Below are 9837 nucleotides of genomic sequence, written 5' to 3'. Positions count from 1 at the left end.
CGTGTTATGCAGTGTGATTGTGGTAGCGTGTTCGACCGCGACAGAAACGCTGCGGTCAATATTATGCTACGCTGCCTATCACAAAATGCCCTGTGGACGGGCTACCAGGAGTTTACCGGTAATCTGCGACATACAGGTCTGAAGATCGCATCGATCCCCGGACACTCGCAGGAAGCCCCTTGCGCAAGCGGGGGGTAGTTCACAGATCATGCTCGTGACTATAACCGCTGGTTCGATGATAATCCCCTGATGATGACCGTCATCTTTTCCGGTGATCCATCGTTTGTCTTCACAGAAGCGTTTCTGGTGCTGGGATTTGGAGGACAACTTATCATCAGCTTTATCGAGCATGATGGTTCAGTTGCCCGTCAATGTAAGAATGAGGTGGTAAAGGGGCAGTTTCTGCGTTATGCCCGATACCTTGTAACCGATGAGGTTAGCGCTTTCTACAGGGAGGCTGGATTCCAGAAGGTATCAATTGCACGGAAGGCATCAGGTTTCTTTCTCCTGACCGGGAGTAAGCAATGATTCTGATTCAAAGGAGAAGGGATGCCCCCCTTAACATTATTGACGACTATCTCCCTTCAGCTCCCTGAGCCGTGCCATCACCTCATCGACATGTCCTTTCACCTTTACTTTACGCCAGATTGCCGCAATCCTTCCATCCGGATCGATGATGAAGGTGCTCCGCTCAACACCCATATACTCCTTTCCGTACATCTTCTTTTTGACCCAGACCCCGTAGCGCTCGATCACCTGATGCTCAGGATCTGAGAGGAGCCGGATGGTCAGACCATGCTTCTCCGCAAACTTCCTGTGGCTTGGTATCGTATCCGGGCTGACTCCAAGGACCGGCGTATTAAGTCCGGCAAACGCCTCCATCTCATCTGAGAATGTGCGTGCCTCAAGAGTACAGGCTGATGTGTTGTCACGGGGATAGAAGTAGACGATTACATAGATCCCATGCATCTCTTCAAGGCATGCCATCTCCTCGTCCGCATCAGGGAGACAGAACTCAGGAGCGGGCATTCCGATAGTAAGATCGGTCATACAGGATGATTGGAACCATACGGGATAACGGTTGCCCAACAGATCATGTATTTCTCCTGTACCACACCATAGATACACCACGATGAGAGCCCCACCTGAGTTTACCTGGAAACAGTGCCTGATCATCCGGGACGATGTGAAGATGAGTTGCGGAAAGAAGTGCGCACAGATCGCCCATGCCGCCGTCGGAGCCTATGAGAAGGCTGGTGCGGCAGCGAAGCGTTCCTGGCTTGATGAAGGGCAGAAGAAGGTGACGCTGAAACTGACCGGGGAGCGGGCACTCTTTGAACTAAAGGTGATCGCAGAAGCAAACGGTATCCCCGCCTGTATCATTCAGGATGCAGGTCTCACTGAGATTCCCCCGGGCACCGTGACCGCACTTGGCCTCGGCCCTGCAAAGTCCGAACTCCTTGACCGCATCACCTCAGATCTGAAGCTCTTATGAAACCAAGCCCCTATCCCTTGGAACGGGAACTGGAGATGCGCTATTATGCAGACGATTATCCTGGTATCGGAGGAGTGCTCAGGACCACCCCTGAAGATTTCGTCGTTGATGAGATCCCGATTGACTTTACCGGGAGCGGCCCGTATCTCATCTGCAAAGTGACCCGCCGCTCCTGGGAGCATCAGCACGCCATCCATGAGATCTCAAAGAGGCTTGGGATCAGCAGAAAACGGATTGGCTGGGCAGGGACGAAGGATCGCAATGCGGTTGCAAGCCATTATATCTCACTCTATAAGATCGATGCCGAGGCGGTTGATCGCGTCTCCCTGAAGGATATCACCATCGAGCCGATCGGCCAGCACCAGTTCGGGCTCGGGCTGGGCGATCTCAAGGGGAACAGATTTGCGATCACCATTCGCGGCTGTCAGGAAGAAAACCTGGGTTTTATCCCCGGTATCTCTGAAACTGTACACCATGGCATCCCGAACTATTTCGGTCTCCAGCGGTTCGGGGCCCAGAAGCCGGTTACCCATACCGTCGGCCTCTCTATCCTGAAGGGTGGCTATAAAGAGGCCGTTGATCTCTATATCGGAGAGGCATTTCCAAACGAGAGTGACGAGGTGAAGGAGGCACGCCGGGCATTCGTGAGTACCGGTGATGCACGCGAAGCCCTCCATGCCCTCCCCGTCAGACTCGGATTTGAACGGGCGATGCTCGATCACCTCTCAAAACATCAGGATGATTATGAGGGTGCACTCAGGACACTCCCGCCGAAGCTCCTCTCAATGTTCGTCTCGGCATGGCAGTCGTACCTCTTCAATGCTGCTCTCTCCGAACGATTCGATCGAGGCCTTTCTCTGGACGAACCTGAGGCCGGCGACACCCTCATCTACACAAATGGGAGGAGCGACCGGGTCACAGAGAAGAACCTCCCGATAGCCCGCCATCATCTGAAACGGGGCAGGGCTGTCATCGCCGCATTCGTTCCAGGAAGCAGTTCGTTGCAGAGTCCGGGTCCGATGGAGGAATGTATGATCCGTCGATCAGAAGAGGCGGGGGTTGACCCATCAGCCTTCAGGGATGCTGCCGCGTTCGTCGGGTGCGCCTTCGATGGCGCGTCACGCGCAATCGCATTGAAGACCGAGATCGCATCTGAGATAACAGGTGATGCAGTCATCCTCCGTTTCTCCCTCCCTCCAGGTCAGTATGCAACCTCTGTCTGCAGGGAGTTTATGAAGGGGGATCCTCTCACCCTCGTCTGATATCAGCGGAAGCGTGCCAGCATCCGCGCACCCGCGATGGCATCGTGGAGGTTCCCAAACTCATCGACGAGTCCAAGGCTGATCGCATCCTCTCCACGGATCACCCGTCCATCCTGGATGGACTCGCGGCTGATATTTCGCTGGCTGCTGATATCTTCATAAAAGCGACTGAAGGCCGCATCAACAAACTCCTGTGCATACCCCTCCTCATCAGGCGAGAGTGTCCGGTAAGGGGAGGTCATATCCTTTTTATCCCCGGATTTGACCGCATCGATCTCTATTCCTTCCTCCTCAAGCTGCCCGCTTATATCATAGAAGAGCCAGATGACACCGATCCCCCCGGTTATCGTATCCGGGCTTGCATAGATGCGATCAGCATATGCTGCAATGTAGTATGCACCTGAGGTTGCAATATCTCCCATTGAGACGATCACGGGTTTCTTCTGCTTTGCATAGATGATGTCACGGACGATCTCCTGGGACGCTGCGGGTGTGCCGCCTCCCGAATCGATCCTGAGGACGATTGCCCGTGTCAGCGGATCGTCTGCTGCGCGCCGGATCTGGGATCCGATATACTCACTCCCTGCATATCCCCCGGACTGAACTGTCCCTGAGACGACTGTCCCTTCAATCCTGATGACAGCGATATCCGGAGTTCCGGCATACGGCCCGGCCAGGCTGAGGATCCCAACGACTGCCAGTCCTCCGAGGATGATAAGCAGAAGGATGACTGCCCCTTTTCTGAGCTTTCTTCGCCTTTTTGCCTTTGCGATCTCCTTCTCGATAAAATTCATGATTCATCCGGATAGAGGACCTCGTACTCTGTGACGAGGTTTGTTCCGCAGAGGTAGTTTGACCTGAGCTCAAGCCTGATCATATCATCTTCGCTCTCGATATGCATCCCTCCGACAAGTGAGGGTGTATCATCGCCACCGACAATGAAGGGAAGATGTATGAGCCGTATCTCATCAACGAGGTGGTGATGGAGCATATGCCAGTTCAATGTAGGTCCTCCTTCGATCATCATCTTTCTGACGCCGAACCGTTCATACAGGATGGTGAGGAGGAGCGGGAGATCGACATGATCGGATCCGCAGACGATCACCTCTGCGCCAGCCGCCCGGATAGCCTCAATCCGCTCTGCCGGGGCAGCCTGGGATACTGCGATGACCGTCTGTGCATCCGGCTTGAAGATATTGGATGATAGCGCCAGATCACCTCTGCTGTTTGGGATGACCCGGATAGGGCTCTTTCCCGGAACCATCCTCACGGTTAAGAAGGAATTGTCTATCCTGATCGTCTCTGATCCGACCATGATAGCGTCGCATGTTGCCCTGGTTGTATGGAGGAGAATCTCTGTCTCGTGTGCCATATGTTTCATCAGGATCTTACTCGACGCACCTTTCTTCAGGGTCAGTTTGCCATCGGCAGTGATCTCGGACATCATGAGTACATGGGGTCTGTTCTTCTGTTGCGTCATAACGATCCTCTCGATTGTTATATCACATCGAATATCTTAACAGTATAGGTTCAAGCAGATCAAATGATCTGTGTTTGGAGGCAGAATATGAATATTACCGGACTTAGGCCCTATTGTATGAGGTACCTTGAACCTCTGGCAGATATTTTTGTCCGACTGGGGATATCTCCAAACAAGATCACCGTACTCTCCCTTCTCTTTGGTATCGGGTGTGCTGCTTCATTTGCCTATCAGGAGTTCGTGATCGGATCCCTCCTCCTCTTCATCTCCGCGATCCTGGATCTGATCGATGGGAGTGTCGCACGGAAGACCGATCATCACAGCAATTTCGGGGCAGTCTTCGACTGGATCGCCGACAAGTATGTTGACACCCTGGCAATTCTTGGCGTCGGGCTTTCAGGGATAGCCATCATCTCACGGTTCTCTGATCTCCCTCCGGTTGCCGATTTTGGCCTTGTCGCATTTGCCATCATCGGATCGATGATGAATACCTTCATAAAACCGGTTGTCTATGCAGAGGCAGGCTTCTCAGAGCGGGTTTGTGGAAAGATTGATGATCCCCTTGAAGGGGTCGGTTTCTTCGGAAGACCGGAGACGATCCTTGTGCTGATCCTCGGTGGTGTCTCCGGGTATATCTGGGTCTCCGTCATTATCATTGCCATCTGCACAAATCTCTCTGCAATCCAGCGGATCATCTATCTCTCAGGAAGACTTGCCTGATATCTCCGATATAGATGGTCACCAGCCGCTCAGCCATCACCGCAAGATCCGGTATAATACGGAAGAGCCCATATGCGATAGCAATGAGGATGCCCAGTGCCAGGAGCTCACAGAAGACATTGTGCGCCCAGAAGAAACTCTCATACCCGTAATTTCCGTTACCGACGAGATCAGGGTACCAGGGGTACCACTGCCCGGTATATGCCATGAAGACATAGGTGTTCCTGAAGAGGTTGAGGATGTAGATCACCGGGGCGATGATAAGAAATGCGAGTACCTTCTGCCGGAGCGTTGTAGGCACCATCAGGGCAACTCCGAGCATAATTGCGATACTCTGAATGCCGGTGCAGCCGAGGATGATCTCGAGGCGAAAACCCATATTGCTGCCAGGGATGGATCCTCCCATCAGCATATTCCATGCAATCAGTTCCATTGGATAATTCAGAAGATGGAGCAGCCAGACGAGCTGGCCAACGACGACTCCTATGAGCCAGTTCCCCAGGGGCTGGATAAATCCAAACGGCGCATAGATGAGAAATGCAATGCCTGCCGCTCTTGTTAGTCCACCAATCGTCTCATCCTTCATCAGGAGGCGGCGTGCCGTCAGGTAAAGGAACGGAACCGAAAGTATCCCGAGTGTCGGGTAGAGGAAGTTATTGATTGCAAGGAAATCCGGTAATGAGACGAGGAGAAGAAGCGATATCGCCGCCCATCCGATGACCCCTGCGTACCAGCGATACCGGTTTGGAATGAGGAAGAGGAGAAAACCTATACAGGAGATGAGAACCAGATATTCGCTCATTGTAGAACTATTGATCGTCCGTAGACAAAAAGCCAGAGGAAGGGGGCTGTGGCGTTATAATCACCCCCTCCTGTTTGGATACTATACGTGAGGGATCTCGTATCTTCGATCCATAGAGGTTATAGTCATCATGCCCAATAGTATGTATGCGGTTTTGTCCAGAATGTAAGAGTGTTATGATTGCACGATCCGGCAGGATGCATTGCAGACGATGTGACTACTCTGAAGAGATCACCGATTCCGAATCACTCAAAATGACGAGTGTCCGGACAGAAAAAGAGATTACCATCGTCGATGAAGAAGAGCAGATGGCAACACTTCCGACATGCGCGGTAAAATGTCCCAAATGTGAGCATAATCTTGCTTTCTGGTGGCTTCGGCAGCTCCGCTCTGCAGATGAGAGTGAGGTTCGTTTCTTCAGATGTGTGGAATGCAACCATACATGGCGTGAATATGATTAAAACTGGTTTATATTGCTTATAATCGTTAATATCTATCGAAAAGGCCAGTCATCCCTGATCATGCCATCAGCAGAATGACGCCTCACCTTTTTTTGTAATCTCTGCCTCATTGAAACGCGAGGCCTTTCCTCTTATATGGCACCTGATTCTTCAGGGTTCTCTCCTCTCTCTGCCATCTCTGTACCAGACCATGTTTTTATATGATGCTGATAAACTCGATCTGGTATTTTACACCATTAATCATGTCAGATAGGAGGTTATCAATGCCAGAGAAACAGGTGACACTCAGCTCAAAGAAGTATCTGCCGGATCCGCAGTACCGCAAAGAAGCCTGGTGTAAGGATGCAGCACATGCATACCAGGGATTCCTGACAGATCCGGATGGATTCTGGGGAAGAATTAGTCAGGAACTCGAATGGTTTGAACCCTGGGAGAAAGTGAAGGAGTGGGAGTACCCGTTTGCCCGCTGGTTCATCAATGGTAAGTGTAATATGAGTTACAACTGCCTCGATCGCAATGCGGCAGGGCCACGAAGAAATAAAGTCGCCCTCTTCTGGCAGGGTGATGATGGTAGCGAGCGGAGTTACACCTACTGGCAGCTTCTCCGTGAAGTCGAGAGGTTTGCAAACGGATTAAAAAGCCTTGGTATTACGAAAGGCGACTGTGTCTGCATCTATATGCCCAATATCCCTGAACAGATCGTTGCCATGCTTGCCTGTGCACGGATTGGTGCAGTCCACTCAGTCGTCTTCGCTGGATTTGGGTCAGATGCCCTCCATGCGAGGATCACCGGTGCCGGAGCCAAGATCGTCATTACTGCCGATGCAAGCATCAGGCGGGGAAAGACGATCCCACTCAAGCCGATCCTTGAGGAGGCGCTGATCAATGCGACGACTGTGGATTATATCGTCGTCCTCAGAACACAGGATCCAAAGATCGATCTGCTTCCGGAGTTTGAGAAGGACTTCTATGAACTGATGGAATCAGCAGAGAAGAACTGCCCGCCAGAGAAGATGGATGCGGAAGATCCTCTCTTTATCCTCTATACCTCCGGAACGACAGGTCAGCCGAAAGGAATCGTCCATACAACTGGTGGTTATATGGTCGGGACGTACTATACGGCGAAGTATATTCTCGACATCAAGGACTCGGATATCTATTGGTGTACTGCAGACCCCGGGTGGATCACCGGTCATTCCTACATCGTCTATGGACCCCTTCTGGCTGGAGCGACGATCTTCATCACGGAGTCTACACCCGACTATCCGGATGCCGGGATATGGTGGAAGTATATCGAAAAGTATGGTGTTTCTATCTTCTACACAGCTCCGACCGCGATCCGGATGTTTATGCGCTATGGAGACGAGTATCCGAACAGGTATGACCTCTCAAGCCTTCGGATTCTCGGATCTGTCGGTGAGCCGCTTAACCCGGAGGCTTTTGAGTGGTTCTATCATGTCATCGGCAAAGAGAAGCTTCCGATTCTCGACACATGGTGGCAGACCGAGACTGGTATGCATATGATCACCACGATGATCGGCGAGCCGATGAAGCCGGGTTTTGCCGGACGGCCTATCCCGGGTGTCCTCGTTGATATCGTTGATAAAGAAGGAAAACCAGTGCCTCCGGGTGTCTCCGGCCAGCTTATTATCAAAGAGCCGTGGCCGTCGATGATGCGTATGGTCAATCAGAATGAGGAGCGGTACCGCCAGTATTGGAGCGGACCGGATAACAGCTATGGTGCAAGTGATCTCGCTGTGCGGGATGAGGAAGGCTATATCATGATCCTCGGACGCTCTGACGATCTGATCATCGTCTCCGGCCACAATATCGGCACTGCTGAGGTTGAGAGTGCCCTCGTTGCTCACAAGGCTGTTGCAGAGGCCGCTGTCGTTGGTATTCCCGATGAGATGAAGGGTAACCGGATAATGGCCTTCGTCCTCCTGAGGGATGGCTTTACAGAGACTGCAAAGCTGAAGCAGGATCTCCTCTATCACGTCAGAATCACTCTCGGACCGATTGCAGTTCCATCTGATATCCGGGTGGTCGATCAACTTCCGAAGACGAGGAGTGGTAAGATCATGCGGAGAGTCCTCCGGGCGATTGAGATGGGTGAGGATCCTGGGGATCTTTCGACAATAGACGAGTGAGGGGATCACCCCCTCCTCGGAAGTGTTTATATACTGCATGGTGGTATTTATAAACATGTCATTCAATCCCGAGGATTCTCTCAAGATTGAAAATATCGTTGCATCGGCCAAAGTCTGCGATTCTCTTGACCTTCCTACCCTTGCCGCCGAGATAAAAGGTGCTGAGTACAATAAGAAGCGTTTTCCTGGCGTCGTATTACGTATGACGGATCCGAAGATCGCCGCCCTCGTCTTTGGGTCAGGAAAAGTAGTGCTGACCGGTGCAAAGAGTATTGAGAGCTTAAACCGTGGACTTGAGATCCTTGGAGGTCTCCTGCGTGATCTGAAGATTGATATTCCTGATGATCTGACCTACAAGATCCAGAATATCGTCACATCAGCAGATCTCGGAACACCGATCAATCTCAACAAGATTGCGGTCGGCTTCAACCTTGATCGGATCGAGTATGAACCGGAACAGTTCCCTGGCCTTGTCTACCGGCTCGAGGAGCCGAAGGTTGTCGTTCTCCTCTTTGGTTCAGGGAAACTGATCATTACCGGTGGAAAACAGCCTGAGGATGCCAGAGGTGCGGTTCAGAAGATATTAAGTGATCTCTCGAATCTTGGGATGATCTAATAAGGATCATTTTTTCCTGACCCTCCATCATAGGCAGAAGGGTGCTGCTCGTAACCACTCAAAAAAGATCTTTTTTATACAGTTGTTGCTCCGTACTCTCCAGAGTGTAATTCATCGATCTATTTGCACTTGTTTTTAACTCCACAGGCGAGAAGTCCCCTTGCGCAAGCGGGGGGTAGTTCACTGGTATATTCTACATGTATCATTCGCAATGATGGAAATCCCTTGATACCATTGCAGGTTATTTCACAAGCCTTATAAGGAAATTCAGGAGGCCAGCTTCAGATGTACACTGTTCATGGGGGAAACCAGCCTCAAAAAGATAGGAAATATTCATTAAGGTTATAAATCTGTTATATCTGTATACGCCCATTCCTTTTTGCCCAGAGTATATAAAGAAAGGCTCATTCGTTTTTGCCCACCCCTGATCAAACTCCCCCTCATAGACATCGCGTTGAGGGGGAAGTCAAGAGGTGTATTCCATGACGACTGTCAAAACAATACTCGATTCCTATGAGCGAACCGGTTCATATCGAAAGACCGCCCGTGAGGTTGGTGTGGCCCATAACACTGTCAGACGATATGTTCTCCGGGCTCAAGCTGCACGGGAAGGAACAATCGATGCAATTGTTCCAGAATCAAGAGAGATAATTCAACCCTGTCGGGTTGTCACCGATGAAATTCGGGAAAAGATCCACCGGATCCTCGAAAACAATCGGCATAAGCAGAAGAAACAGCGGTGCAATGCCAAGTTAATCTGGCGGTATCTGCTCAGAGACGGTCACTCACTCAGTTATACAACGGTCAAGCGTGAGGTTGCCGCATGGAAGGAAACATACGGGTACCGGGAA

Annotated in this window: 11 protein-coding genes and 2 pseudogenes; 9 read left to right on the top strand and 4 right to left on the bottom strand. The window is 51.3% G+C overall.

The window, feature by feature from the left end:
* Positions 1 to 198, top strand: a pseudogene (locus RJ53_RS11300) (RNA-guided endonuclease InsQ/TnpB family protein); the annotation flags it as partial.
* A 51-nt stretch (positions 199 to 249) separates the two neighbouring features.
* On the top strand, positions 250 to 528 hold the full coding sequence (locus tag RJ53_RS11295; RefSeq protein WP_211531739.1) for a hypothetical protein: 279 nt from the start codon (positions 250 to 252) through the stop codon (positions 526 to 528).
* A gap of 36 nt (positions 529 to 564) precedes the next feature.
* Here the strand turns inward: RJ53_RS11295 and bcp are convergent, their stop codons facing one another.
* Positions 565 to 1050, bottom strand: a complete 486-nt coding sequence (bcp, locus tag RJ53_RS11290) for a thioredoxin-dependent thiol peroxidase (protein ID WP_211531738.1) — start codon at positions 1048 to 1050, stop codon at positions 565 to 567.
* Between the two features lie 82 nt (positions 1051 to 1132).
* Here bcp and pth2 point away from each other — a divergent pair, with 82 nt between their 5' ends.
* Positions 1133 to 1495: a peptidyl-tRNA hydrolase Pth2 gene (gene pth2 / locus RJ53_RS11285; protein WP_211531737.1), complete on the top strand. Its 363-nt coding sequence runs from the start codon at positions 1133 to 1135 to the stop codon at positions 1493 to 1495.
* Entirely contained in the window at positions 1492 to 2757 is a 1266-nt protein-coding gene (gene truD / locus RJ53_RS11280) for a tRNA pseudouridine(13) synthase TruD (RefSeq protein WP_211531736.1), read from the top strand. The genes pth2 and truD overlap by 4 nt, the downstream gene beginning before the upstream one ends.
* 2 nt (positions 2758 to 2759) lie before the next feature.
* On the opposite strand, the gene sppA is transcribed toward truD, so the two are convergent.
* Positions 2760 to 3551, bottom strand: coding sequence for a signal peptide peptidase SppA (gene sppA / locus RJ53_RS11275; protein ID WP_211531735.1), 792 nt, complete (start codon positions 3549 to 3551; stop codon positions 2760 to 2762).
* Complete coding sequence (locus RJ53_RS11270; RefSeq protein WP_211531734.1) at positions 3548 to 4237, bottom strand: dihydrofolate reductase family protein; 690 nt, start codon at positions 4235 to 4237, stop codon at positions 3548 to 3550. Before RJ53_RS11270 ends, sppA begins: the two co-directional genes overlap by 4 nt.
* An 87-nt stretch (positions 4238 to 4324) precedes the next feature.
* On the opposite strand from RJ53_RS11270, the gene RJ53_RS11265 reads away from it, so the two are divergent.
* Positions 4325 to 4957: a CDP-alcohol phosphatidyltransferase family protein gene (locus RJ53_RS11265; RefSeq protein ID WP_211531733.1), complete on the top strand. Its 633-nt coding sequence runs from the start codon at positions 4325 to 4327 to the stop codon at positions 4955 to 4957.
* On the opposite strand, the gene artA is transcribed toward RJ53_RS11265, so the two are convergent.
* Positions 4929 to 5759 (bottom strand): archaeosortase A, encoded by an 831-nt coding sequence (gene artA / locus RJ53_RS11260; RefSeq protein WP_211531732.1) that lies wholly within the window; start codon positions 5757 to 5759, stop codon positions 4929 to 4931. The two genes, RJ53_RS11265 and artA, sit on opposite strands and share 29 nt — an antisense overlap.
* 146 nt (positions 5760 to 5905) lie before the next feature.
* Between artA and RJ53_RS11255 the strand changes: the two genes are divergently transcribed.
* The 4 genes and pseudogenes from RJ53_RS11255 to RJ53_RS11240 all read left to right on the top strand — a co-directional run.
* Complete coding sequence (locus RJ53_RS11255) at positions 5906 to 6220, top strand: transcription factor S (protein ID WP_211531731.1); 315 nt, start codon at positions 5906 to 5908, stop codon at positions 6218 to 6220.
* 263 nt (positions 6221 to 6483) lie between these two features.
* Entirely contained in the window at positions 6484 to 8370 is a 1887-nt protein-coding gene (gene acs, locus RJ53_RS11250; protein ID WP_211531730.1) for an acetate--CoA ligase, read from the top strand.
* A 55-nt stretch (positions 8371 to 8425) separates the two neighbouring features.
* On the top strand, positions 8426 to 8986 hold the full coding sequence (locus RJ53_RS11245; RefSeq protein ID WP_211531729.1) for a TATA-box-binding protein: 561 nt from the start codon (positions 8426 to 8428) through the stop codon (positions 8984 to 8986).
* A 482-nt stretch (positions 8987 to 9468) separates the two neighbouring features.
* A pseudogene (locus RJ53_RS11240) lies at positions 9469 to 9837 on the top strand (hypothetical protein); the annotation flags it as partial.

Origin of the sequence: Methanocalculus chunghsingensis, from assembly GCF_018132105.1 — an archaeon.
Lineage (GTDB): Archaea > Halobacteriota > Methanomicrobia > Methanomicrobiales > Methanocorpusculaceae > Methanocalculus > Methanocalculus chunghsingensis.
This window is presented reverse-complemented; position numbering and strand designations above follow the sequence as displayed.

Excerpts from the sequence above, each read along its gene's own strand:
- sppA (WP_211531735.1), bottom strand. The coding sequence starts at position 3,551 with ATGAATTTTATCGAGAAGGAGATCGCAAAGGCAAAAAGGCGAAGAAAG.
- acs (WP_211531730.1), top strand. The coding sequence starts at position 6,484 with ATGCCAGAGAAACAGGTGACACTCAGCTCAAAGAAGTATCTGCCGGAT.
- RJ53_RS11270 (WP_211531734.1), bottom strand. The coding sequence starts at position 4,237 with ATGACGCAACAGAAGAACAGACCCCATGTACTCATGATGTCCGAGATC.
- RJ53_RS11295 (WP_211531739.1), top strand. The coding sequence starts at position 250 with ATGATGACCGTCATCTTTTCCGGTGATCCATCGTTTGTCTTCACAGAA.
- RJ53_RS11265 (WP_211531733.1), top strand. The coding sequence starts at position 4,325 with ATGAATATTACCGGACTTAGGCCCTATTGTATGAGGTACCTTGAACCT.
- RJ53_RS11255 (WP_211531731.1), top strand. The coding sequence starts at position 5,906 with ATGCGGTTTTGTCCAGAATGTAAGAGTGTTATGATTGCACGATCCGGC.
- RJ53_RS11245 (WP_211531729.1), top strand. The coding sequence starts at position 8,426 with ATGTCATTCAATCCCGAGGATTCTCTCAAGATTGAAAATATCGTTGCA.
- pth2 (WP_211531737.1), top strand. The coding sequence starts at position 1,133 with ATGAGAGCCCCACCTGAGTTTACCTGGAAACAGTGCCTGATCATCCGG.
- truD (WP_211531736.1), top strand. The coding sequence starts at position 1,492 with ATGAAACCAAGCCCCTATCCCTTGGAACGGGAACTGGAGATGCGCTAT.
- artA (WP_211531732.1), bottom strand. The coding sequence starts at position 5,759 with ATGAGCGAATATCTGGTTCTCATCTCCTGTATAGGTTTTCTCCTCTTC.
- bcp (WP_211531738.1), bottom strand. The coding sequence starts at position 1,050 with ATGACCGATCTTACTATCGGAATGCCCGCTCCTGAGTTCTGTCTCCCT.